The 23,494-nt window shown below is 75.4% G+C and carries 22 protein-coding genes and 1 riboswitch; of the genes, 12 read left to right on the top strand and 10 right to left on the bottom strand.

Translation table 11 applies throughout. The features are described 5' to 3' along the window. Positions 1-53: 53 nt before the first annotated feature. Both JOF54_RS00800 and JOF54_RS00795 read left to right on the top strand, forming a co-directional pair. Positions 54-1,106, top strand: coding sequence for a FecCD family ABC transporter permease (locus JOF54_RS00800; RefSeq protein WP_372443453.1), 1,053 nt, complete (start codon positions 54-56; stop codon positions 1,104-1,106). Continuing rightward, the gene (locus JOF54_RS00795; protein WP_210052095.1) at positions 1,103-1,912 is read left to right on the top strand and encodes an ABC transporter ATP-binding protein; all 810 of its coding nucleotides are present in this window, start codon (positions 1,103-1,105) and stop codon (positions 1,910-1,912) included. Before JOF54_RS00800 ends, JOF54_RS00795 begins: the two co-directional genes overlap by 4 nt. Positions 1,913-2,073: 161 nt before the next feature. Here JOF54_RS00795 and JOF54_RS00790 read toward each other — a convergent pair whose 3' ends face one another. Together JOF54_RS00790 and JOF54_RS00785 are read right to left on the bottom strand one after the other, a co-directional pair. Continuing rightward, positions 2,074-3,861: an ABC transporter ATP-binding protein gene (locus tag JOF54_RS00790; protein ID WP_210052093.1), complete on the bottom strand. Its 1,788-nt coding sequence runs from the start codon at positions 3,859-3,861 to the stop codon at positions 2,074-2,076. 9 nt (positions 3,862-3,870) lie between these two features. After that, complete coding sequence (locus tag JOF54_RS00785; RefSeq protein ID WP_210052091.1) at positions 3,871-4,362, bottom strand: SRPBCC family protein; 492 nt, start codon at positions 4,360-4,362, stop codon at positions 3,871-3,873. Positions 4,363-4,483: 121 nt separating this feature from the next. Here JOF54_RS00785 and JOF54_RS00780 point away from each other — a divergent pair, with 121 nt between their 5' ends. Together JOF54_RS00780 and JOF54_RS00775 are read left to right on the top strand one after the other, a co-directional pair. Further along, a complete protein-coding gene (locus JOF54_RS00780) occupies positions 4,484-5,317 on the top strand; it encodes a DUF1206 domain-containing protein (protein ID WP_210052089.1) in 834 nt (277 codons plus the stop codon). Positions 5,318-5,362: 45 nt separating this feature from the next. After that, positions 5,363-5,680 (top strand): hypothetical protein, encoded by a 318-nt coding sequence (locus JOF54_RS00775; protein WP_210052087.1) that lies wholly within the window; start codon positions 5,363-5,365, stop codon positions 5,678-5,680. On the opposite strand, the gene JOF54_RS00770 is transcribed toward JOF54_RS00775, so the two are convergent. Both JOF54_RS00770 and JOF54_RS00765 read right to left on the bottom strand, forming a co-directional pair. Continuing rightward, positions 5,617-6,921, bottom strand: a complete 1,305-nt coding sequence (locus tag JOF54_RS00770; RefSeq protein ID WP_210052084.1) for an MFS transporter — start codon at positions 6,919-6,921, stop codon at positions 5,617-5,619. The two genes, JOF54_RS00775 and JOF54_RS00770, sit on opposite strands and share 64 nt — an antisense overlap. Beyond that, on the bottom strand, positions 6,918-7,511 hold the full coding sequence (locus JOF54_RS00765) for an ArsR/SmtB family transcription factor (RefSeq protein WP_210052082.1): 594 nt from the start codon (positions 7,509-7,511) through the stop codon (positions 6,918-6,920). The genes JOF54_RS00770 and JOF54_RS00765 overlap by 4 nt, the downstream gene beginning before the upstream one ends. A gap of 98 nt (positions 7,512-7,609) precedes the next feature. Between JOF54_RS00765 and JOF54_RS00760 the strand changes: the two genes are divergently transcribed. From JOF54_RS00760 to JOF54_RS00740, 5 genes are all read left to right on the top strand, one after another. Then, a complete protein-coding gene (locus JOF54_RS00760; protein ID WP_210052080.1) occupies positions 7,610-9,046 on the top strand; it encodes a deoxyribodipyrimidine photo-lyase in 1,437 nt (478 codons plus the stop codon). Between the two features lie 110 nt (positions 9,047-9,156). Then, positions 9,157-9,948, top strand: coding sequence for an HAD family hydrolase (locus JOF54_RS00755; RefSeq protein WP_210052076.1), 792 nt, complete (start codon positions 9,157-9,159; stop codon positions 9,946-9,948). Then, complete coding sequence (locus JOF54_RS00750) at positions 9,945-11,036, top strand: CDP-glycerol glycerophosphotransferase family protein (protein ID WP_210052074.1); 1,092 nt, start codon at positions 9,945-9,947, stop codon at positions 11,034-11,036. Before JOF54_RS00755 ends, JOF54_RS00750 begins: the two co-directional genes overlap by 4 nt. Positions 11,037-11,078: 42 nt before the next feature. Continuing rightward, the gene (locus JOF54_RS00745; RefSeq protein ID WP_210052072.1) at positions 11,079-11,324 is read left to right on the top strand and encodes a DUF2630 family protein; all 246 of its coding nucleotides are present in this window, start codon (positions 11,079-11,081) and stop codon (positions 11,322-11,324) included. Positions 11,325-11,383: 59 nt separating this feature from the next. Then, complete coding sequence (locus tag JOF54_RS00740) at positions 11,384-11,587, top strand: hypervirulence associated TUDOR domain-containing protein (protein ID WP_210052070.1); 204 nt, start codon at positions 11,384-11,386, stop codon at positions 11,585-11,587. Between the two features lie 3 nt (positions 11,588-11,590). On the opposite strand, the gene JOF54_RS21695 is transcribed toward JOF54_RS00740, so the two are convergent. Both JOF54_RS21695 and JOF54_RS00730 read right to left on the bottom strand, forming a co-directional pair. Continuing rightward, positions 11,591-13,105: an ankyrin repeat domain-containing protein gene (locus JOF54_RS21695; protein ID WP_210052068.1), complete on the bottom strand. Its 1,515-nt coding sequence runs from the start codon at positions 13,103-13,105 to the stop codon at positions 11,591-11,593. A 351-nt stretch (positions 13,106-13,456) separates the two neighbouring features. Beyond that, complete coding sequence (locus JOF54_RS00730; RefSeq protein ID WP_210052065.1) at positions 13,457-14,089, bottom strand: L-threonylcarbamoyladenylate synthase; 633 nt, start codon at positions 14,087-14,089, stop codon at positions 13,457-13,459. 99 nt (positions 14,090-14,188) lie between these two features. On the opposite strand from JOF54_RS00730, the gene JOF54_RS00725 reads away from it, so the two are divergent. Continuing rightward, entirely contained in the window at positions 14,189-15,409 is a 1,221-nt protein-coding gene (locus JOF54_RS00725) for a pyrophosphate--fructose-6-phosphate 1-phosphotransferase (protein WP_210052063.1), read from the top strand. A gap of 221 nt (positions 15,410-15,630) precedes the next feature. On the opposite strand, the gene JOF54_RS00720 is transcribed toward JOF54_RS00725, so the two are convergent. After that, positions 15,631-16,713, bottom strand: coding sequence for a YhjD/YihY/BrkB family envelope integrity protein (locus tag JOF54_RS00720; protein WP_210052062.1), 1,083 nt, complete (start codon positions 16,711-16,713; stop codon positions 15,631-15,633). Positions 16,714-16,891: 178 nt separating this feature from the next. On the opposite strand from JOF54_RS00720, the gene JOF54_RS00715 reads away from it, so the two are divergent. Beyond that, the gene (locus JOF54_RS00715) at positions 16,892-17,557 is read left to right on the top strand and encodes a class I SAM-dependent methyltransferase (protein WP_210052059.1); all 666 of its coding nucleotides are present in this window, start codon (positions 16,892-16,894) and stop codon (positions 17,555-17,557) included. Further along, a complete protein-coding gene (locus tag JOF54_RS00710) occupies positions 17,554-18,222 on the top strand; it encodes a ThuA domain-containing protein (RefSeq protein ID WP_210052056.1) in 669 nt (222 codons plus the stop codon). The genes JOF54_RS00715 and JOF54_RS00710 overlap by 4 nt, the downstream gene beginning before the upstream one ends. On the opposite strand, the gene JOF54_RS00705 is transcribed toward JOF54_RS00710, so the two are convergent. From JOF54_RS00705 to gcvP, 3 genes are all read right to left on the bottom strand, one after another. Beyond that, positions 18,150-19,133, bottom strand: coding sequence for a serine hydrolase domain-containing protein (locus JOF54_RS00705; RefSeq protein WP_210052054.1), 984 nt, complete (start codon positions 19,131-19,133; stop codon positions 18,150-18,152). The genes JOF54_RS00710 and JOF54_RS00705 overlap by 73 nt on opposite strands. 16 nt (positions 19,134-19,149) lie before the next feature. Further along, positions 19,150-20,235 (bottom strand): SLC13 family permease, encoded by a 1,086-nt coding sequence (locus JOF54_RS00700; RefSeq protein ID WP_210052051.1) that lies wholly within the window; start codon positions 20,233-20,235, stop codon positions 19,150-19,152. A 127-nt stretch (positions 20,236-20,362) separates the two neighbouring features. Continuing rightward, the gene (gcvP, locus tag JOF54_RS00695; protein WP_210052049.1) at positions 20,363-23,254 is read right to left on the bottom strand and encodes an aminomethyl-transferring glycine dehydrogenase; all 2,892 of its coding nucleotides are present in this window, start codon (positions 23,252-23,254) and stop codon (positions 20,363-20,365) included. Positions 23,255-23,355: 101 nt separating this feature from the next. Beyond that, positions 23,356-23,456: riboswitch (glycine riboswitch) on the bottom strand. Positions 23,457-23,494: the final 38 nt, after the last annotated feature.

Genomic DNA, 23,494 nt, shown 5'->3' with positions numbered 1-23,494 from the left:
GTGCCCGCGCACCCGCCCGTCCCCCTCGCCCCGACGCCCGTCCGGCCGGCCCGGTGACCCACCTGCGCGACGCCCGGCAGCGGCGACCGGGGCCCACCGCCGTCGTGCTCGCCGTCCTGCTGCTCCTCAGCCTGGTCGGCTCGCTGGCGCTCGGCACCGAGACGGTGCCGGTCCGGGCCGTCGTCGACGTCGTCGGCCAGCACCTGACCGGCGGCCGCGGCGCCGACCCGGTGGCCGACGTCATCGTCTGGGAGCTCCGGGCCCCGCGGGCGGTGCTGGCCGCCGTCGTCGGCGCCGGCCTCACCCTGGCCGGCCTGGCCATGCAGACCCTCGTCCGCAACCCGCTGGCCGACCCCTACCTGCTGGGTGTCTCGTCCGGGGCCGGCGTCGGCGCGACCGCCGTCATCACCACCGGCCTGCTGGGCGGGTGGGGCCTGTGGGCCCTCTCGGGCGGCGCGCTGATCGGCGCGCTCGGCGCCTCGGTCATCGTCTACCTCGTGGCCAGCGCCCAGGGCGGGCTGACTCCGCTGCGGCTGGTGCTGTCCGGCGTCGTGCTCTCCTCGGCCTTCAGCGCCGTCGCCTCCTTCCTCGTCTTCGCCGCCCAGGACAGCCGGGCCGCGCAGTCGGTGCTGTTCTGGCTGCTCGGCAACCTCACCGGCGCCACCTGGACCAAGGTCTGGCTGCCCGCCGTCGTCGTCCTGCTGGCCACCGCCCTGCTGCTGGCCTGCAGCGGCTGGATGGACGCCCTGGCCGCCGGTCCGGACACCGCCGCCTCGCTCGGCGTCCCCGTCGTCGGGCTGCGCCGGTCGCTGTTCGGCGGGCTGGCCGTCCTGGTCGGGGTGCTGGTCGCGGTCTCCGGGGGGATCGGCTTCGTCGGCCTCGTCCTCCCCCACCTCGCCCGCCGGTTGGTGGGCGCGCGGCACCGCTCGCTGGCCGTCGTCGCCGCACTGGGCGGCGCGCTGTTCCTGCTCTGGGTCGACGTCTTGGCCCGGATGCTCTTCCGACCGCTGGAGATCCCCATCGGGGTGGTCACCGGCGTCGTCGGCGCGCCCGTCTTCCTGCTGCTGATGGGCCGCGCCGAGTACCGCTTCGGGAGCGCCCGGTGAGCGCCGGGGTCGCCCTCAGCGCCACCGACCTCGACGCCGGCGTCGACGGCCACCTCATCCTCTCCGGCGTGACGCTGGACGTGGCCCCGGGCAGCCTCGTCGCCGTCGTCGGGGAGAACGGCAGCGGCAAGTCGACCCTGCTGCGCGCGCTCGCCGGGCTCACCCGGCCGCTGGCCGGGACCGTGGCCGTCGACGGCACCGACCTGCGGGCGCTGCCCGGGCGGGCCCGGGCCCGGCTGCTCGCCTGGGTCGGCCAGGAGGACGCCCCCGCTGAGGAGCTGCTGGTGTGGCAGGCGGTCGCCCTGGGCCTGGTCCCCTATCAGCGGCCGTGGGCCGGCAGCGGCACCGGCGAGCGGGAGGCGGTCGGCGCGGCGCTGGCCCAGGTGGGGCTGTCCGCACTCGCCGACCGGCGCTGCGACCACCTGTCCGGCGGTGAGCGACGCCGCGTGATGCTGGCCCGCGGGCTGGCCCAGCGGACCGGCCTGATGGTCCTCGACGAGCCCACGAACCACCTCGACGTCGCCCACCAGCAGGAGCTCGTGGCGCTGCTGCGGGCCAGCGGGCGGACGGTCGTGGCCTCGCTGCACGACCTCGACCTGGCCCGCAACGGGTTCGACCAGGCCGTCGTCCTGCACGGCGGTCGGGCGCTGGCGACCGGACCGGCGACCGAGGTCCTGGTGCCCGAGGTGGTCCGACCCGCCTTCGGGGTCGACGCCAGCCTGCTGCCCGACCCCGCGACCGGCCGCCGGCACCTGGTGCTCAGCGCGCCGCGGACCCGGGACGTCCGGGCCGAGCGGCCCCGCTGAGCGCAACTCGTCGGCTCCTCCAGCCCGACCGCCGAGATCCGACACGTCGTGGACGTCCGAGGCGCGGAGGGCCGGCGTGTCGCGGCCCGGGCGACCAGGCCGTGTCGGTTCTCAGCGACCCGTGCTCGTGACGCGTGGTTCCGCACCAGGGCGAGCAGGCCTCAGGTCTGCGGCTGGTGCACGGCCTCACCGGTCTGCACGGCCCAGAGCGCGGCGTAGAGCCCGCCGCCCTCGACCAGCTCGTCGTGGGTGCCCGACTCGGCCACCCGGCCCTCGGCCAGCACCCAGATCCGGTGCGCGTCGCGCACGGTCGAGAGCCGGTGCGCCACGACCAGCGCGGTCCGGTCCGCCGTCACCGTGGCCAGCGAGCGCTGGATGGCCGCCTCCGTCTCGTTGTCGACGGCGGACGTCGCCTCGTCCAGCACCAGCAGCGCCGGGTCCCGCAGGATGGCCCGGGCCAGCGCGATCCGCTGCCGCTGGCCGCCGGAGAGCGTCAGCCCCCGCTCGCCGACGACGGTGTCGTAGCCGTCGGCCAGGGCCTCGATGAAGGTGTGCGCCTCGGCGAGCCGGGCGGCCTCCCGGATCGCGGCCTCGTCGGCGTCGGGACGCCCGTAGGCCAGGTTGTCCCGCACGGTCCCGTGGAAGAGGAAGACGTCCTGGCTGACGTAGCCGATCGCTCCGCGCAGCGAGTCCCAGGACAGGTCGCGGACGTCGGTGCCGTCCAGCAGCACCCGGCCCTCGCGGGGGTCGGAGAACCGCAGCACCAGCCGCAGCAGGCTGGACTTGCCGGCCCCGGTGGCCCCGACGACGGCGTGGGTCTCCCCCGCCGGCACCACGAGGTCGAGGCCGCGCAGCACGTCCGGGCCGTCGGCGTAGCCGAAGCGGACGCCCTGCAGCTCCAGCCGGCCGCGCACCGGTGCGTCGAGCTGCAGCGCGCCGGGCAGCTGGTGGCCGCGCTCCTCCAGCAGGGAGAAGATGCGCCGGGTCGAGGCCATGGCCCTCTGGTAGAGGTCGAGGGTCTGGCCCAGGTCGGTGAGCGGCCACAGCAGCCGCTGGGTCATGAAGACGAGCACGGTGTAGAGCCCGACCTCGAGCCGGCCCTCGATGACGAACCAGCCGCCCAGCAGCAGCGTGGAGGTGAAGCCGGCGAGGATCGCCATCCGGATCAGCGGCACGAAGGCGGCCGAAGAGCGGATGGCCGCGCGGTTGGCGTCCTGGTAGCCCTGCGAGACCGCCCGCACGCGCTCGACCTCGCGGCGCTCGGCGGTGAAGGCCTTGATCGTGGTCAGGCCGCCGAGGTTGGTCGAGATGGTGGCGCTCACGTCGCCGGCCGCCTCCCGGACCTTGGCGTACAGCGGCTCCAGCAGCTTCTGGAACCGGATCGAGCCCCAGACGATGACCGGCACCGGGATGAAAGCCAGCAGCATGAGCTGCCAGGACGAGGCCGCGAACACCGCGCCGACGAAGACGACGGTCCAGAAGGTGTGCAGGATGACGCGGGCGCCGACGTCGAGGAAGCGCTCGAGCTGGTTGACGTCGTCGCTGATGATCGAGAGCACCCGGCCGGGCGCCGAGCCCTCGTGCCAGGAGACGTCGAGGTCCTGGACGTTGGCGTAGGTCTCCACCCGCAGCTCGTGCTCGACGGCCTGGGACAACCCCCGCCACAGCACCGCCGCGACGTAGTCGGTCGCCGACTCCACCACCCAGACCGCGATGTTGAGCAGCGCGATGACCACCAGCTGGCCGAACCGGCCCTCGATGCCGAACAGCGAGGCGGCGAAGGAGTCCGAGCCGCGCACGACCACGTCGACCGCGACGCCGAGCAGCAGCTCGGGCGCCACGTCGGCGGCGGTGTTGAGGGTGGTGAAGGTGGCGGCGGCCACGACGCGGGGGCGGTGCCGGCGGTGGTGCCGCCAGAGCGCCCTCAGGGGCTGGGAGGTTCCGGACACCCGGAGAACCTAGCCCGCCGCGGCCGCCTCGCGCGCCGCGGCCAGCACGACGGGATCGGCGCAGCCCCGGGCGTAGCCGGCGATCCGGCGGTCGATGTCGCGCTGCAGCAGCCAGCGGCCGATCCGGTCGGCCAGCGGCGACAGCCAGCGGGGCCGGGTGGCGAAGTTGTAGCGCCAGGTGACCCGCGTGGTGCCGGGCTCCTCCCCGGCCGCGAAGCGCCAGCCGCCGCCGAAGCGGGCGAAGAACCACGGCCCCCGGACCATGGCCATGCCGACGGCGCCCGGCGGGTCGAACGAGACGTAGCGGCTGACCATCGCGAGCCCGTGCCGGGACGTCGTCGCGGTCCGGACACCTCGGGCGGGCCGCTCCGCCCCGTCCAGGAAGTGCTGGGAGCGGACGAAGGGGTCCCAGCGGTAGCGGACGGGGGCGGTGGTCTGGGAGACCCAGAACGCCAGCTCCGGGTCCAGGGGGACGCTCACCTGCGACGTGACGACGGGCACCGGAACAGTATCGGCGGGCACCGGGCCGGTCCCGCCGAGCACGGGACCGGTCGCGGCGGGGCGGCGTCACGGATCGGGACGACGGGCCACCGGGCGCGCCGCGCACCCCCATGATGAGCCCATGACCAACTCGGGGGTGGCCGACCAGGCCGCAGACGGTGCGCGCGAGGCGAGCCAGCAGCTGCGCGGCACCCGGGGCTACCACGCCCTGGTCGCGGTGGGCCTGGCCTGCTACGGCGTCGTCCACCTGCTGATCGCCTGGATCGCCCTGCGGGTGGCCCGCGGCGGGGGTGGCGACGCGTCCCAGCAGGGCGCCCTGCGCACGCTCGCGGGGACCGGCGCCGGGCCGGTGCTGCTCGGCGTCGTCGCCGTCGGCATGCTCGCCCTCGTCCTCTGGCAGTCGGCCGAGGCCGCCTTCGGGTACGGCCGGGTCGCCCAGGAGCACGACGAGCGCCGCCGCCTGCGCAAGCGGCTCTCCTCGGCCGGCCGCGCCGTGGTGTACCTGCTCATCGGCGTCAGCGCGGCCCGCCTGGTGCTGGGCGGCGGGTCCTCCGGCGGGCAGGAGGACACCCTCACCGGCCGCCTGCTGCAGGCGCCGTTCGGGCGGGTGCTCGTCGTGCTCGTGGCCGCCGCCATCCTGGCCGTCGGCATCAGCCAGGTGGTCCGGGGCGTGCGGCAGAAGTTCACCGAGGACCTCGAGGGCGACCGCACCCGCGCGGTCCGGGTGCTGGGCACCGCGGGCTACGTGACCAAGGGGCTCGCGCTGGGCGTGGTCGCCGGCCTCTTCGGCTGGGCCGCCCTGAGCGGGGACGCCGACCGGGCGGGCGGGCTGGACGCCGCGCTGCACACCGTCGCCTCGCAGCCGCAGGGCTCGGTGCTGCTGACGGTGCTGGCCGTCGGCTTCGCCGCCTTCGGGGTCTTCTGCCTGGTCTGGGCCCGCAACGCCCGCTCCTGAGCGCGACGGGGCTGCCGTCACAGGGAGCCGTGGCACCCTCGGGTGATGACCGCGACGCTGCAGGACCTGGGCCTGGTGGACCTCCTCGTGGCCGGCGCCGTGCTGGTGTCGCTGCTCGGCGCGCTGCGCGCCCGCCGGGGTGTCCTGGGCGCGCTGGCCTCCGCCGTGGGGACGGCGCTGGTCTGCTGGCTCGCCGCCGGCGTCGTGCTGGCCGCGGGCCCCGCCGTCGCGGTGGACGCCGTCGACGCGAGCCGGCTCTTCGCCGTGCTCCCGCCGCCCGCCACGGCCGTCGAGCAGGCCTACCGGGTGGGGGCCGAGCTGCTGGCGGGGCTCACCGACGGCGCCGGCGACCCCGGCCGCTGACCGCGCTCCTCGCGCAGCGCGGGCCGGTAGGCCAGCGCGCCGAGGAGGCTGAAGGCCCCGGCGACGACGATCGCCGTCGCCGTCGAGGTGGTTTCGGCCAGCGGCCCGAGGGCCAGCAGGGCCAGGCTGTAGACGCCGCTCGCGACCATCGAGTTGACCGAGAGCACGGTGACGCGGTGCGACCGCTCGGCCTGGCGGTGCAGCAGGGTGCTGTGCACCGGGTTGGCCGCCCCGTGGGTGAGGTAGGCGAGCCAGTAGGCGCTGACCAGGCCGACCGGCCCGGCGGCCAGCCCCAGGAGCACGACGAAGCCGCCGTTGAGCAGCCGGGCCAGCACCGCCGTCCGGGCCACCCCGATCCGGGTGGCCGCGGTCGCCGCGAGCGCCGAGCCGGCGGCGTACAGCGCCCAGGCCGCGGCCGACGCCGGGCCGTAGAGCGCCCCGGCCCGCTCCTCCCCGCCGACCAGCTCGGCCAGCCGGACGGGGTTGAGGGTCTCGAAGGCGATCATGGCGACGCTCCAGAACACCTCGACCAGCACGAGCCCGCGGAGCACCGGGTTCCGGCCGACGACGACCAGCCCCTCCCGGACGGTGCGCGGGGTGGACCGGACGGCCGCGAGGGCCGACCAGCGGCCGGTGGCCCGGGCGGTCGGCGCCGGCTCCCGGACCAGCAGCAGCACCAGCAGGGCGTGCACGCCGAGCAGCACGGTCGAGACGAGGTAGGGCAGCACGAGGGCGCTGGTGCCCGGCAGCGGGTGCCAGGCCACCAGGCCGCCCGACACCAGGGCGCCGCCCGCGACGGCGACCCCCAGCACGCCGCCGGCGTGACCCAGCGTCCGCTCGACGGCGACGGCCGGGTCGTCGGCCTGCGCGGTGTCGACGTACCAGGCCTCCAGCGGTCCCGAGTCCAGGGCCCGGAAGACCCCTTGCAGGGCCATGGCGACGACGAAGGCCGCGAGGTCGGTGGCCAGCAGGAAGAGGGTGCCGCTGAGCACGCCGACGAGCGCGGCGACCACCAGCAGCGGGCGCCGGCCGACGGCGTCGGCCAGCCCGCCGGTCGGCAGCTCCAGCGCCAGCACCACGAACCCCTGGGCCGCGAGCACGGCCGACACCTCCGCCAGGCCGAGCCCCCGCTCCAGCGGCAGCAGCGTGGTGAGGCCGAAGACCAGCCCGACGGGCAGCCAGCGGGTCGCGGTCAGCAGCAGCAGCCGGCGCCGGGCCGACGCCGCCGTCAGCGCGGTCACGGCTGGCCGGCCGGCGGGTCGGTGACGTCGCGGGGGTGCGCGACGACCGAGACCAGCACCTGCCGGGCCGCCGGGTCGCCCTCCCCCGCCGTCCGCCAGCGCTCGAGGACCGCCCACAGCTCCTCCTGGACCGCGGCCAGCTGCTCGGCGGTGACGGTGACGGCGGTGTCGCCGTAGCCCGCCGCGTCGACCCAAGCGCCCGGCCAGCCGTCCGACGCGTCGAACCAGCCCTCGGCCCGCCCGGCCATCTGCCCGACGTAGTAGCGCTGCAGCCACGCCACCGCCGCCGACGCGTCGTCGTCTCCGCGGTGGTCGGAGGGGTGGAAGCGGTGCGCGGTGGTCGAGGCCCGCCACAGCCGGCGGCGGCCCTCCCCCTCTCCGGTGTCGGCGACCAGGCCCACGGACTCCAGCTTGCGGAGGTGGTAGCTGGTGGCGCCGGTGTTGGTGCTGAGCACGGCCGCCAGGTCGGTCGCCGTGGCCGGCCCGTCCACCCGCAGCCGGGAGAGCAGGCGGGAGCGCAGGGGGTGCGCGAGGACGCGGACGGCGGCGGCGTCGAGCCGCAGGCTGGTGGGGACGTCGTGGTCGGTCACCCGCTCACCGTAGCGGTGCAGAGGAAGTGTGCACAAGAGTTGTGCACAGTGGGTCGGGCCGCGGCCGGGCGCTCGACGGCGCCACCTATCCTCGGCGCATGGCGACCTCGAAGCGGCTCCCCGACCCGCCGGTTGACGTGCACCCCGGCATCCAGGCCGAGCGGGTGCAGCAGCTGAACGACGCGGACGTCCGCGAGGACGGGCGCTACGTCCTCTACTGGATGCAGCAGGCGCAGCGGACGGTGCTGAACCACGCGCTGGAGCTCGCCGTCCACCGGGCCAACGCGCTGGGCCTGCCGCTGCTCGTCGCGTTCGGGCTGATGGACGACTACCCCGAGGCCAACCTGCGGCACTACCACTTCCTGGTGCACGGCCTGGCCGACGTGGCGGCGGCGCTGCGCCGGCGCGAGATCCCCTTCGTCGTGCAGCGGGGGGCTCCCGACGAGGTGGCGCTCCGGCTCGCCGCCGACGCGGCCCTGGTCGTCTGCGACCGCGGCTACCTCCGCCCGCAGCGCGCCTGGCGCGAGCGCCTCGCCGCCGGGGCCGGCTGCGCCGTCGTCCAGGTCGAGAGCGACGTCGTCGTCCCCGTCGAGCTGGCCTCGGACAAGAAGGAGTCGGCGGCCCGGACGATCCGGCCCAAGATCACCCGGCACCTCGAGCGCTTCCTCGTCGACCTGCCGCAGGCCCGGCTGGAGAACACCGACGTCCCCGACGTCGCGGGCGAGGACCTCGACGACCCCGACGCCCTGCTGGACGCCCTGACCCTGGACCGCGAGGTCCCCCCGGTGCTGCTGTTCCGGGGCGGGACCAGCGCCGGTGAGGAGGTGCTGGCCGAGTTCCTGGAGCACCGCTTCGCCGAGTACGCCGACCACCGCAACCAGCCGCAGACCGACCACGTCTCGCACATGAGCAAGTACCTGCACTTCGGCCAGCTCTCGCCGGTGTTCATCGCCCTGCAGGTGCGCGAGCACGCGGGCCGGGCCGACGAGAACGTCGACACGTTTCTGGAGGAGCTGATCATCCGCCGGGAGCTGCCGATGAACTTCGTCTTCTACGAGCCCGAGTACGACCGCTACGAGCAGCTGCCGGCCTGGGCGCGGCAGACGCTGGCCGACCACGCGTCCGACCGCCGCGAGCCGCAGTACACCGCCCAGCAGCTCGAGGACGGCGCGACCGAGGACCCGTACTGGAACGCCGCGATGGACGAGATGCGGCACGCGGGCTACATGCACAACTACATGCGGATGTACTGGGGCAAGAAGATCCTCGAGTGGTCGGCCACCCCCGAGGAGGCCTACGCGACGACGCTGCGGCTCAACAACACCTACTTCGTCGACGGCCGGGACGCGAACTCCTACGCCAACGTCGCCTGGGTCTTCGGCCAGCACGACCGGGGCTGGACCGAGCGCGACGTGTTCGGCAAGACCCGCTACATGAACGCCGCCGGGCTCGAGCGCAAGGCCGACCCGAACGCCTACGTCGAGAAGGTGGCGCAGCTGGTCGAAGCCGCCCGGGAGGCCGCCGAGGAGGCCTGAGGCCGCCGTCCGCGGGGCTCGCCCCCGCGCCGGCAGGGCTGCCGACGGCGTAGTATCACCCGCCTTGCCCTGACGCGGTCCGTCCGCACCTCACCCCAGGAGGCCTGACGATGCCGCTGCCCGATCTCGACCTGACCGCCGTCCGCACCCTGCTCTGCGACGCCGACGGCACCCTGTTCGCCTCCGAGGAGCCGGCCTTCGAGGCCTCGGTCGGGGTCACCAACGCCTACCTGGAGCAGATCGGCGCCCCCGAGCGCTACACCGCCGAGCAGCTGCGGCTGGCGGCGAACGGCAAGAGCTTCCGTCTGACGCTGACCGAGCTGGCCCGGGCGCACGGCGTGGCCACCGGCTCGACCGGCTTCGCCCGCGACCTCGAGGCGTGGGTGGCGCAGGAGAACGAGGTCGTCACCCGGCACCTGGCCGCGGTGCTGGCGCCCGACGAGGACGTGAGCGCCCCGCTGCGGGCGCTGGACGCGGAGTTCGGGCTGGCCCTGGTCAGCTCCAGCTCCCTGACCCGGATCGACGCCAGCCTGCGCAGCGCCGCGCTGGACGGGCTGTTCCCCGTCGCCCGCCGCTTCAGCGCCCAGGACTCGCTGCCGGTCCCGACCAGCAAGCCCGACCCCGCCGTCTACCGGCTGGCCCTGCAGCAGCTGGGACTCGCCCCCGGCGCCGCCCTGGCCGTCGAGGACGCGGTGCCCGGCGCCCAGTCGGCCGTCGCGGCCGGGCTCTACACCGTCGGCATGCTCTGCTTCGTCCCGCCCGCCGAGCGCGCCGAGCGCGTCGTCGACCTGCAGCGGGCGGGCGTGCACGCCCTCGTCGACACCTGGGCGGAGCTGGCCGCGCTGCTGCGGCGCAGCCGCCCGACCCCCACCCCCGACCGGAAGGACGGTGCCCTCAGGTGAACGTGGTCTACGACGCCTTCGAAGGACGCTACAGCGACAACCCCCGGGCCCTCTACGAGCGGGTCCGCGACGCCCGGCCCGGCCTGCGCCACACCTGGCTCTGCGACCCGCGCTTCGCCGACGGGTTCCCCGCCGACGTCGAGACGGTCCCGTTCGGCAGCGCCGAGGCCCGCGCCGCGCTCGAGGCGGCCGACCTCGTCGTCGCCAACACCCACCTGGACCTCGCCTGGGACAAGAAGCCCGGCGCGGTCTACCTGCAGACCTGGCACGGCACGCCCCTCAAGCGGATCCACCACGACGTGCTCTGGGCACCCGAGGGCGTGCTGCCGCGGCTGGACCTCGACGTCGCCCGCTGGGACTACCTGCTCTCCCCCAACACCATCTCGACTCCGCGGCTGCGCGACGCGTTCGGCTTCCGGGGCGAGGTCCTCGAGGTGGGCTACCCGCGCAACGACGTCCTCGTCGGACCCGGCTCCGACGCCGTCCGCGCCCGCGTCCGGGCCGCCCTGGGCATCCCCGACCACGTGACGGCGGTGCTCTACACCCCGACCTGGCGCGACGACGAGTTCTACGCCGAGGGCGACGTCGAGCTGGCCCTCGACGTGCCCTCCTTCGTCCGCGACCTGCCCGAGGACGTCTGGCTGCTGCCCCGGCTGCACTACAAGATGACCGGCCGGGGAGCCGCCGCCGCGCACGACCGGGTGGTCGACGTGTCCCGCTACCCCGACGTCCACGAGCTCTACCTGGCCGCGGACGCCATGGTCACCGACTACTCCTCGACGATGTTCGACTTCGCCGTCACCGGCAAGCCGCTGCTGTTCTTCGCCTACGACCTCGAGAGCTACCGCGACACGCTGCGGGGCTTCTACTTCGACCTGGAGCCGCTGGCCCCCGGGCCGGTGCTCTCGACCTCGGACGCGGTCGTCGCCGCGCTCGCCGACCTGGACGAGCTCCGGGCGGCGTTCGCCGAGCGCTACGCGGAGTTCCAGCGGCTGTTCGCCCACCTCGAGGACGGGCACGCCGGCGAGCGGCTGGACTGGCTCTTCCGCCAGCCCGACCGCGCCCCGCAGCTGGCCGCCACCGACTGAGCCGGTCGCGGGCCGCGGTGGCGGTCGCCGTACGCTCGGGCCATGGACGACGCCGAGATCCTGGACCGCATCCACCAGATCGTGGACACCGAGCGGGGGCTCCGGGCGCACCTCGCCGAGGACCCCGACGACGCCGCCGACACCCGGGCGCGGATGCGCGCCCTGGAGGAGTCGCTGGACCAGTGCTGGGACCTGCTGCGCCAGCGCCGGGCCCGCGAGGAGTTCGGCGAGGACCCGGCCGCTGCGCAGGCCCGGCCGGTGCCCGAGGTGGAGAGCTACCTGCAGTAGCGGCTCCGGTCCCGCGACCCGGCGGCAGCCGCCCGGTGGGGTTTCCTAGGATCGGGCCCATGGCGATCAGCAAGGGCGACAAGGTCCACTGGAACACCTCCCAGGGCAAGACGACGGGCAAGGCCGTGGAGAAGAAGACGAAGGAGTTCACCCTCGACGGCCAGACGTTCAAGGCATCGGAGGACGAGCCGTTCTGGGTGGTGGAGTCGGAGAAGTCCGGCACGAAGGCCGCCCACAAGGAGTCCTCCCTGGACCAGGCCTGACCCTCAGCGGCTCCGCCCGTCCGGCTCCGGGTCGGCGGGCGGGGCCAGCAGGGCCGCCGTGCCGGGCCGGTCGAGGTGGTGGGCCCAGTCCCGCGGGGTGGCCCCGAAGCGTCGGTCCCGGACGCCCGGGTCGGCGCCCAGGGACAGCAGCAGCCGGACCAGGTCCTCCTTGCCCTCCCCCGCAGCGTGGTGCAGAGCCGTCTCCCACGGCTCCTCCCGCGGCAGGTCCTGGCGGCCGAGCGCGTCGGGGTCGAACCCGAGCCGCACGAGCAGGCGCACCCCGTCGGCCCGGTCGGCGACGGCGGCCCGCAGCACCAGCGACGGGGTGCTCCGCCACAGCGCCGGCAGGGCGGCCGGGTCGGCGTCCACCCGGGACCGGACCACGGCCTCGTCCCCGGTGAGCAGGGCCAGCACGAGCTCCCCCTCGGGGTCGTCGTCGACGTGCGCGCCCAGGGCCGTGAGCAGGTCCACCACCGCGGGTCTGCCGACCCGTCGGGCCAGCTGCAGCGCCGTCCGGCCCGGCGCGACCGGTAGCCGACCGGTGAGCGGCCGGTCGAGGTCGGCCCCGTGCGCGGCCAGCAGCCGGAGCCGGTGCTCGCGGCCGTGCACGACCGCCCACCCCAGCTGGGTGGCGAGCAGGTCGGCGGGGGCGTCGACCAGGTCGGGGAGCCGACGGCGCCACCGCCCGCCGTCCCCGCGGCCCAGCCCGTGCTCCAGCAGCAGCTCCAGGTGGTCGTCGGCGGCACCGAACATCCGGTTGTAGAGGGCCTGGCCGTCGTTGGCGTCGGCGCCGGCCCGCAGCAGGCGTGCGGCCAGGACCGGCGCGTCCGGGTGCGCCGGCTGCCCGCCCTCGCCGCCCCCGAGCACCCCCGTGAGCGCGGTGAACGGCGGCGTCAGCCCCTGCCAGCAGTAGCCGGCCGCCGGGTCGGCCCCCGCCGCCAGCAGCAGGTCCAGCGAGCCGACGGGGTCGCCGCCGGCCCCGACCAGCCCGAGCCGGCTGAAGGCCAGGTCCAGCAGCGGCGGCCAGCGGAACGGCCCGCCCTCGACGACGGCCAACCGGCGGTCCCGGACCAGGTGGGCCCGCAGGGCGTCGACGTCGGCGGCCACCGCCGCCGCGTGCACGTCGGCCGCGGGCAGGTCGGGGTGGGCCGCGAGCACCGCGGCGGCGTGGGCCCAGGAGGTCGGCCCGTCGTCAGCGCCGAACCGCAGCACGGCGGAGCGGACGAGGTCGGCGAGCGGGTCGCCGGCGGTCGCGGGCGTGCCGGAGGGGTCACGGGTGGTCGCCTGGACGGTCCGCACCTGGGCGACCAGGCGGGGCCAGCCCGTGAAGCCCATCGACCGGGCCAGCGCCAGCTGGGCCAGGTGCAGGGGGACGGGGCTCTCCGGCGCGGCGCCGAGCTGGTGGGTCAGCAGCTCGAGGGCCTCGGGCTGACGAGCGGTGGCCGCCCGCTGGAGCTCGCGGGCCCGCCGGCGCAGCTGGTCGAGGTCGGGGCGGTCGGGCAGGGTCGGGGTCGGCACGGCGACCTCCTTCCGCGGTCCCCGCGGTCCGCGACGCCGGGGCCGGAAGGAGGTGGACGACGGGCACGCACCTCACCGCAGGTGGGCTCTGCCCTGCCCGCGGACCGGGGGCGTCCTGCACGCCGCCGTCAGCCTAGGAGCCCGGCTCGGTCGGCGGCAAGGCCCTCGCGCCCCTCCGCCGTCCCCGCGCTCTGAGTCTGCTCCTCGGCCTGCTCCTCCGCGCCCTGAGCCTGCTCCTCCGCGCCCAGAGCCTGTCGAAGGGCCTTCGACGAGCTCAGGCAGCGGTGGACAGCCCCCAGCCGCACCTCGGGCCCTGAGCCCGCATCTCCGCGCCCTGAGCCTGTCGAAGGGTCAGGCCGCCAGCGCCTCGAACCGCTCCGGGTCGCCGGCCCCCACCCGGGTGATGACGGCGGTGCCGTCGGAGAAGTCGACGACCGTCGTCGGGGTCTCGCCGCAGTCGCCGGAGTCGACCACCGCGTCGACGACGTGGTCGAGGGTGTCCTTGATCTCCCAGCCCTGCGTCATCGGCGCCTCCTGGCCGGGCAGCAGCAGCGTGCTGGAGACCAGCGGCTCGCCGAGCGCGTGCACGAGGGCCAGCGCGGTCGTGTGCTCGGGGATGCGCACGCCGACGGTGCGCTTCTTCGGGTGCAGCATCCGCCGCGGGACCTCCTTGGTCGCCGGCAGGATGAACGTGTACTGGCCCGGCGTCGCGGCCTTGACGGCCCGGAAGACGGCGTTGTCGAGGTGGACGAACTGGCCCAGCTGGGCGAAGTCGGCGCAGACCAGGGTGAAGTGGTGGGAGTCGTCGAGGCTGCGGATGGTGCGGATCCGGTCCAGCCCGTCCTTGTTGCCCAGCTGGCAGCCCAGGGCGAAGCACGAGTCGGTCGGGTAGGCGATGAGGCCGCCGTCGTGCAGCAGGTCGACGACCTTGCCGATCGTCCGCGCCTGCGGGTTGACCGGGTGGACGTCGAAGTAGCGGGCCATGCGCCGAGCCTAGGACGGCGGCGCGACCGCCCCGCCGCTGCCCTCCCACCGGCTGACCGGGGCGCGAGCCGACCCCGTCGGCTCCCCTAGGATCGCGGCATGGTCACCAAGGTCGCCCTGCTCACCGCCGGCGGATTCGCCCCCTGCCTCTCCTCCGCCATCGGCGGGCTGATCGAGCGCTACAGCGCCGTCGCCCCCGACGTCGAGATCATCGCCTACCGCTACGGCTACCAGGGCCTGCTGCAGGGCGACTCGATCACGATCACCCCGGAGATCCGCGAGAAGGCCGGCCTGCTGCACCGCTTCGGCGGCTCCCCGGTCGGCAACTCGCGCGTCAAGCTCACGAACGCCGCGGACCTGGTGAAGCGCGGCCTGGTGGCCGAGGGCGTCGACCCCCTGCAGGCCGCCGCCGACCGGCTGACCGCCGACGGCGTCGACGTGCTGCACACCATCGGCGGTGACGACACCAACACCACCGCCGCCGACCTGGCCGCCTTCCTGGCCAGCAACGACTACGCGCTGACCGTCGTCGGCCTGCCCAAGACGATCGACAACGACGTCATCCCGATCCGCCAGTCCCTCGGCGCCTGGACGGCCGCCGAGCAGGGCGCCCGCTTCGCGCAGAACGTCGTCGCCGAGCACAACTCGGGCTCGCGGATGCTCATCGTCCACGAGGTCATGGGCCGGCACTGCGGCTGGCTGACGGCGGCGACGGCGCAGGCCTACCGCGACTGGCTGGACACGCAGGAGTGGCTGCCCGAGATCGGCCTGAGCCGCGAGGCGTGGGACGTGCACGGCGTCTACGTGCCGGAGGCCGTCTTCGACCTCGAGGCCGAGGCGGCCCGGCTGAAGGAGGTCATGGACACCGTCGGCTCGGTGACGCTGTTCGTCTCCGAGGGCGCCGGCCTGAACACCATCGTCGCCGAGCTGGAGCGCTCGGGCGAGGAGGTCGCCCGCGACCCCTTCGGCCACGTGAAGATCGACAAGATCAACCCCGGCGCCTGGTTCGCCTCCAAGTTCGCCGAGAAGCTGGGCGCCGAGAAGGTGCTGGTGCAGAAGTCGGGCTACTTCTCCCGCTCCGCCGCCCCGAACGAGGCCGACCTGGCCCTCATCCGCTCGATGACCGACCTCGCCGTCGACTCCGCCCTCCGCGGGGAGCCGGGCGTCATCGGTCACGACGAGGAGCAGGGCGACGAGCTCCGCGCCATCGAGTTCGAGCGGATCAAGGGCGGCAAGCCCTTCGACATCACCCAGGACTGGTACGTCGAGCTCCTCGCCGGCATCGGCCAGCCCGCCGCGCAGCCCGCCGCCGGGCACTGAGCCCCGCCATCCCGCGCCCTGAGCCTGTCGAAGGGCACGCGCCCACCGCGCCCTGAGCCTGTCGAAGGGCACACGCGCCCACCGCGCCCTGAGCCTGTCGAAGGGCCTTCGACAGGCTCAGGCAGCGGGGGTCGGCTCAGGCAGCGTGGGTCGCCTCAGGCAGCGGTGGGTCGGCTCAGGCAGCGGGGGTCAGCTCGGGCGAGCATGACCCTCGGCGCAGCTCAGCGGCGCCGGGCCAGCCACCAGGTGACGGCGGCCCCGAGCCCGGCCCCGGCCGCGGCCCCGAGCAGCCAGCCCGATCGACGGCTCGCGACCACCGCGGCGGGCTCGACGTCGGCCGCCGCCCCCTCGGGCTCCACCAGCGGGAACCGCACCACCTCCGTCTCCGCCTTGAGCGGTGCGGCCGGGTGGTGCGCCGTCGCGATCCAGGCGGCCATGAAGAGGATCAGCTGCGCGAAGAGGTTGAGGAACAACATCAGCGCGATCACCGAGCCGAAGACGGCGAACGCCCGGTTCCCCGAGAACAGGCCGACGAGGAAGGTGCTGAGGTACTGCAGCACCGCCAGGCCGACGGCTCCCACCAGCGCCCCCCGGCGGACCGTGCGGCGCGGCTCCTTCGTCTCGGGCAGCACGGTGTAGAGGAACAGGAACAGCACGTACCCGGCACCGATCGAGAAGACCACCGGCACCAGCCGCAGCACCGGCTCCAGCCAGCCGACGTCGTCGAGCCGCAGGTAGCGGACCAGGGTGCCGGCGAAGGTGGTCGAGAGGGCCGCGAGGGAGAACGTCACGGCCATGGCGAGCAGCAGCAGGAGCAGCTGCAGCAGGTTGACCGCGTAGATCTTCAGCGTCAGCAGCAGGACGTTCCCGCCCTCGCCCTGCACGTCGAACTCGGGCCGCCACTGGGCGCGGACGGCGTTCTTGAGGTTGCCCATCCAGCCCGCGCCGGAGTAGACGGCCGAGACGAGGCCGAGGACGCCGATGCTGCGCCAGTTGCTCAGCGCGCTGCGGACGATGTCGAGGATCTGCTGACGGGTGGCCGGGTCGGCGGTGCCCAGGGTGTCGGCGATCGCGTCGGCGAGCGGCAGCAGCAGCTCGGGCCGCGTCACCGTCAGCACCAGCCCGGCGACGGAGAACGCGAACATGAGGATCGGGATGACCGCCAGCACCGAGAAGTAGGTGATGGCGCCGGCGAACTGGGCGCCCAGCCGGGTGATGTAGCGCTCGACGGCCCGCAGCAGGTGCGGGACGCCGGACGGCAGGGCCGGGACGCCGGGAGGCGCCGGCGTGGTCGTTTCGGGCACGGGCCGACGCTACCCAGCCACCCGCCCAGCACCCCCGGGGCACGCCGCCGTCCGGGTCGGCGGCCGGACGCCCTGGGGATCCAGCGCTCGACCGCCCGGGAGCCTCCCCAGAGGGGTCCCGGGGGTCACGAGCGCTGACTTCCCAGGGCTCGCGACGGGGGCCGGGCAGACTGGGCCCGTGACCGACCGCCCGGCCCTGGTGCAGCGCGTCCTCGGCGGCGCGGCCGTCGCCGTCCTGGACCGGCTGCCCGTCCCGCTGGCCCTCGCCCGACCCCTCATGCTGGTGGAGAACGCCGTCGAGAACGTCCGCGGCGGCTGGGGCCGGCTCCGCGACGACGCCGAGGGCGCGCGCTACCGGGCCGTCCGGGCCGCCGTCGAGCGGCACGCGCCGGACAGCTTCGTCCTGGACGCCGGCTGCTCGCAGGGCATCCTGCAGGAGGGTCTGGCCTACCGCCGCTACGTCGGCGTCGACCGCTACGCGCCGGCCCTGCGGCGGGCCCGGGGGGCCGGTGATCCGGGCACCACCTTCGTCGCCGCCGACGCCGCCCGCTACGTGCCCGACGAGGCCCCGGACGCCGTCGTGCTCAACGAGGTCCTCTACTACCTGCCCCGGCCGGTGCGGGTGGTCGAGCGGTACGCGGCGCTGCTCGCCCCGGGCGGGGTGCTGGTCGTCTGCTGCTACGCGCGGACCTGGCCGACCCGCCGGTTGCTGCGCCGGCTCCGCCGCCGGCTGGACCTGGTGGCCTCCGAGCGGGTGGTCGCCGGCCCGCACGCCTGGGAGGTCGCGGTGCTGCGGCCCCGCCCGCCGATCGCCGACGGCACTCGTGGGAGCGTGGCGCCGTGACCCGACCCCAGGCCCTCGTCGTCTCGGGGGGCGGCCGGCACGGCGACCCCTGGCACCCGTTCCCCGACACGTCTGCCGCCCTCGCCGCCGCGCTGCAGGAGCGCGGCCTCGACGCCGCCGTCGAGGACGACGCCGACGCCGCCCTGGCCGCGCTGGACACCGCCGCCCTGCCGGACCTGCTGGTCCTCAACCTCGGCTGGTACGGCACCGAGCGGTTCACCGCGGCCGCCGCCGACGCGTGGGTGGCCGCGCTCCGGGCGGGCCTGCCGACGCTGGTCGCGCACTCGTCGCTGACCGCCTTCCCGGACTGGCCGCTGTGGCGCGACGTCGTCGGCGGCGGCTGGGTGTACGACACCACCTACCACCCCGACTACGCCGAGGGCGTCGCCCTCGCCCGGGCCGGGCACCCGCTGGTCGCCGGCCTGGACCGGCTGGCGATCCGCGACGAGCGCTACACCCGGCTGCACGTCGACCCGGCGTCGGCGGTCTTCCTCGAGCACGAGGAGGAGGGCGAGCGGCACGCGCTGGCCTGGACCCGTACCTGGGGCGCGTCCCGGCTGGTCGCCGACGCCCTCGGGCACGACGCGGCCTCCTACGGGGCGTCCGGCCGCCGGACGCTGCTGGACCGCGAGCTCGCCTGGCTGCTGGCGCCCGCCACCAGCTGAGCGTGCAGGGCCAGCGCGACCCGGCTCACCGCGTCGGCGTCGTCGCTGGTGGTCAGCAGGGCGAGCGCCGTCCGCGTCGCCGGGTGGCGGACGGTCTTCGCCGTCCAGCCGGGCCAGCTGCCGCCGTGGGTGAGGGTGCCGTCGGCGTGCACGGTGACCCCCCAGCCGTAGGTCAGCGGGCGGCCGTCGTCCAGCCGGCCGGGCGTCCGCACCCGGGCGCTGACGTCGGCACCGAGGCGTCCGGCGTCCAGCGCCTCGAGCCAGCGGAGCAGGTCGGCGGCACCGGTCCACCAGCCGCCGTCGCCGAGCGTCCGGGGTGGCCGCCGCCCGGAGGGGGTGCCGGCCGGCCCGGGACCGAGGCCGCCGGCCAGGCCGAGCGGCGCCAGCACCTGCCGCCGCGCCAGCACCGGCAGCTCCGTGGCCGTCAGGGCCACGAGAGCCTCGGCCAGGACGACGTAGCCGACGTTGCTGTAGGCGAAGGCGCGGCCGGGCGGGGCCTCGGGCCCGTCCAGCGCCGCCAGCGCGTCGAGGACGTCGGCGTTGGTCAGCTCCGCCTCCCCCACCCCGGCCGCCATCAGCACCCGGTCGGTGCCCGGCAGGCCGGACGTGTGGTGGAGCAGGTGCCGCACCCCGACGTCGGCCGCCCAGGCGGGCAGCCGCGGGAGGAGGGACCGCACGGGCACGTCGGGGTCCAGCCGGCCGGCGCCCACCTGCTGCGCCGCGAGCACGCCGACCAGCTGCTTGGTCACCGACGCGACGTAGAACGGCGTCGCGGGGTCGACGGGGCGTCCGGCCAGCCGGCCGGAGCACCAGGTCCGCGGACCGGTCGCCGGCGTGCTCCAGGCGAGCGCCACGGCGGTGCCGGCGCTGAGCAGCCCGGCCGCGCGCAGCGCCTCCTCCGGTCCGGTCACCCCGCGGTGCTCGCGGTCAGGCCTGGGCCAGCCAGAGCGCGGTGACCGCGGCCAGCAGCAGCAGCGGGACGAGCACGAGCCCGCGCAGGGCGAAGCGGCCCCAGGAGACCGCGACGCCCGCGGCCCGGCAGCGGGCGGCCCAGAGCAGCGTGGCCAGGCTGGCCCACGGGGTGACCAGCGGCCCGGCGTTGACCCCGACCAGCAGCGCGAGCAGCCGCAGCGGCGACCCGTCGGCGGCCGGCTCGAGGGCCAGGTAGCTGGGCAGGTTGTCGAGGAGGTTGGCGCCCAGGGCACCCAGGGCGGCCACCCGGAGCAGCGCCGTCCAGCCCTCCCCCTCCCCCGCCGCCCGGGTCAGCAGCTCGGCCAGGCCGTGGTCGTGGGCGTACTGGACGACGACGAAGAGCACGGCGACGCCCAGCACCAGCGGCCACGGCAGCAGCCGCCAGCGCAGCAGCGAGGGCCGCGACACCGCGCACGCCACGACCAGCACGCCCGCGGCCACCGCCGAGGCGACGACGACGTCCACCCCCAGCAGGAAGGCGGGCCCCAGCAGCGCGCAGACGACGGTGGCCAGCACCAGCAGCCGGCGGTCGGCCACGGGCGGCGCGGGGACCGGCGTGTACCGCCCGCGCAGCGAGCGGCGGAACAGCAGCGCCAGCGCGGCGACGGTGACGACGACGCAGGCCAGCGCCGCCGGCCAGCTGAGCCCGGCGAAGCGGGTCGCGTCGTAGCCGGGCAGCCGGCTCAGCGCCAGCAGGTTGGTCAGGTTGGAGACGGGCAGCAGCAGCGAGGCCGTGTTGGCCAGCCAGACGGCCGTCAGGGCGAACAGCTCGCGGTCCAGGCCCAGCTGGGCCGCCAGCGCCAGCACCACCGGCGTCAGCAGGACGGCGGTGGTGTCCAGCGAGAGGACCGCCGTCGCGACGACGGCCACGAGGACGACGAGCAGCCACAGCGCCAGCACCGACCCGCGCGCCAGCCGGGCCGCCGCCCGCGCGACCATGGCGAAGACGCCGAGGCTGTTGGACAGCTCCGCGACCACCGTGATGCAGACGACGAAGGCCAGGATGGGCCCCACCCGTCCTGCCAGCGCCGCGAAGTCCACCGGGTCACCCTACGGTCCCGGCGACCCCGCCCCGGACGTCAGCGAGACCGGCGGGACCTCACGCGCACGCCTCCGGCGGTGTCACGCGAACGCCTCCGGCGGTGTCACCCGCACGCCTCCGGCGGCGTCACTCGAACGCCTCCGGCGGGGGGCAGGTGCAGACGAGGTTCCGGTCGCCGAAGCTGCCGTCGATCCGGCCGACCGGCGGCCAGTACTTGTCGCTGCCGGTGGCGTAGAGCGGGCCCTGGTGCAGGCCGGCCGGGAAGGCGGCCACCCGGCGGCTGTAGGGGTGCGTCCACTCGTCGGCGGTGACCCGGGCCTGGGTGTGCGGGGCGTGCACCAGCGGGTTGTCTTCGGCCGGCCACTCCCCGTTCTGCACCTGCTCGATCTCGGCGCGGATGGCGATCATCGCGTCGCAGAAGCGGTCGAGCTCGGCGAGGTCCTCCGACTCCGTCGGCTCGACCATCAGCGTGCCCGGCACCGGGAAGCTCATGGTCGGGGCGTGGAAGCCGTAGTCGACCAGCCGCTTGGCCACGTCGTCGACGGTCACGCCGCTGGCCTTGGTGATGGGCCGCAGGTCGAGGATGCACTCGTGCGCGACGCGGGCGTTGCGGCCGGTGTAGAGCACCGGGTAGTGCGCGCGCAGCCGCTCGGCGACGTAGTTGGCCGCGAGCAGCGCGTGCTCGGTGGCCGCCGTCAGGCCGTCGGCGCCCATCATCGCGATGTAGGCGTAGCTGATTGGCAGGATGCCGGCCGAGCCGAACGGCGCCGCGGAGACCGGGCCGACGTCCTCGGAGCCCGGCAGGAACGGGTGGCCGGGCACGAACGGGGCGAGGTGCTCCCCCACGCCGACCGGGCCGACGCCGGGGCCGCCGCCGCCGTGCGGGATGCAGAACGTCTTGTGGAGGTTGAGGTGGCTGACGTCGGCGCCGAACTTCCCGGGCTGGGCCAGGCCCAGCAGCGCGTTGAGGTTCGCCCCGTCGACGTAGACCTGGCCGCCGGCCTCGTGCACCAGGGCGCAGAGCTCGGTGATGCCCTCCTCGAACACCCCGTGGGTGGACGGGTAGGTGACCATGATCGCGGCCAGGGCGTCGCGGTGGGTCTGGATCTTCGCCCGCAGGTCGTCGAGGTCGACGGAGCCGTCGTCGGTCGCCTTGACCACGACGACCTTCATGCCGGCCATCACCGCGGAGGCGGCGTTCGTGCCGTGCGCCGAGGACGGGATGAGGCAGACCGTCCGGCCCTCGTCGCCGCGGGAGCGGTGGTAGCCGCGGATCGCGAGCAGCCCGGCCAGCTCGCCCTGGCTGCCGGCGTTCGGCTGGATCGAGACCCGGGCGTAGCCGGTCACCTCGGCCAGCCAGCCCTCCAGGGTCGAGATCAGGGTCGCGTAGCCCTGGGCGTCCTCGACCGGCGCGAAGGGGTGCAGGCCCGCGAACCCGTGGAACGAGATCGGCTCCATCTCGGTGGTCGCGTTGAGCTTCATCGTGCACGAGCCCAGCGGGATCATCCCGCGGTCCAGCGCGAAGTCGCGGTTCGAGAGCGCCGCGAGGTAGCGCAGCATCGCCGTCTCGCTGTGGTGGGTGTTGAACACCGGGTGGGTCAGGTACGGGGTCTCCCGCTCGCTGCCGGCCAGGTCGCCGTGGTGGCGGCCCGCGTCCCGCACGCCGAACGCGTGGCGGACCGCGGCCAGGTCGGACTCGTGGGCGTCCTCGCCGACCGCGATCCCGACGTGGTCGGCGTCGGCCAGCCGCAGGTGCACCCCGCCCTCGCGGGCGGCCGCGACGACGTCGGCCGCCCGGCCCGGGACCCGCGCCAGCACGGTGTCGAAGAACGAGCCGTGGACGACCTCGACGCCGCCGTCGGCCAGGTCGGCGGCCAGCCCGGTCGCCCGGGCGTGCACGGCCTCGGCGATCCGGCGCAGGCCCTCGGGGCCGTGGTAGACGGCGTACATGCTGGCGACGACGGCCAGCAGCACCTGGGCGGTGCAGATGTTCGACGTCGCCTTCTCGCGGCGGATGTGCTGCTCGCGGGTCTGCAGCGCCAGCCGGAACGCGGGCGTGCCGTCGACGTCCTTGCTGACGCCGACCAGGCGGCCCGGAAGGGTCCGCTCCAGCCCGGCGCGGACGGAGATGAAGCCGGCGTGCGGGCCGCCGTAGAACAGCGGGACGCCGAAGCGCTGGCTGGAGCCGACGGCCACGTCGGCGCCCCACTCCCCCGGCGCGGCGGTCAGGGTGAGCGCGAGCAGGTCGCAGGCGGCGATGACGAGCCCGCCGCGGGCGTGCACGGCCTCGGCCAGCGCCCGCAGCTCGTCGGTGCCGGTCAGCCGGCCGCTGGCGCCCGGGGTCTGGACGACGACGGCGAACACGTCGTGGGCCTCCAGCGCGGCCAGCAGCGGGCCGTCGGCGACGGCGACGTCGAGGCCCAGGGCCTCGGCGCGGGTCGTCACGACTCCGACGGTCTGGGGCAGCGTGTCCGCGTCGAGCAGCAGGGTGCTGCCTGTCTTGGTGGCCCGCCGGGCCAGGGTCATGGCCTCGGCGACGGCGGTGGCCTCGTCCAGCAGGCTCGCGCCCGACGTCGGCAGGCCGGTGAGGTCGGAGACCATCGTCTGGAAGTTCAGCAGCGCCTCCAGCCGGCCCTGGCTGATCTCGGGCTGGTAGGGCGTGTAGGCGGTGTACCAGGCCGGGTCCTCGAGGACGTTGCGGCGGATCACCGACGGCGTGGTGGTGCCGGCGTAGCCCAGCCCGATCATCGGCGTCAGCGCCCGGTTCTGGTCGGCGAGGCCGCGCAGCACGTCGAGGGTCTCGGTCTCGGACAGGGCGGGCGGCAGGTCCAGCGGCGCCGTCATCCGGATCGCGTCGGGCATCGCCTGCTGGACCAGGTCCTCCAGGCTGCCGAGGCCCAGTGCGGCGAGCATCTTGTCGCGCTCGTCGGCCTGCGGGCCGATGTGGCGGCTCACGAAGGGGGCCGAGCTGGACGGCTCGGGTGCGCTGGTGGGGGTCGGGGCGGCGGGAACGGGCATCGGCGGGAGCTTCTTCCAGGCGGTCCGGCGGTGCGACCCCGAGCCGCGCAGCGGTCCGGCGTGCACTCCCCGCCCTGTCACCCGGTGGGCTCCAGAGTTGCCAGACGGACGCGGTCTGGGTGCCTGAGAGGTTCCGGGGATGTTGCCCCTTCGGCGCCACCGTGCTCGTCCTCGAGCCGGTGAGCTCTCCCGCGTCGTCGTTCAGCAGTCGAAACCCTACCCGGCGCGGGCGGTGGGGTC

It is taken from the genome of Microlunatus capsulatus (assembly GCF_017876495.1).
GTDB lineage: Bacteria > Actinomycetota > Actinomycetes > Propionibacteriales > Propionibacteriaceae > Microlunatus > Microlunatus capsulatus.
The sequence above is the reverse complement of the archived record's forward strand: the minus strand, read 5'-3'. Positions and strand labels throughout refer to the sequence as shown.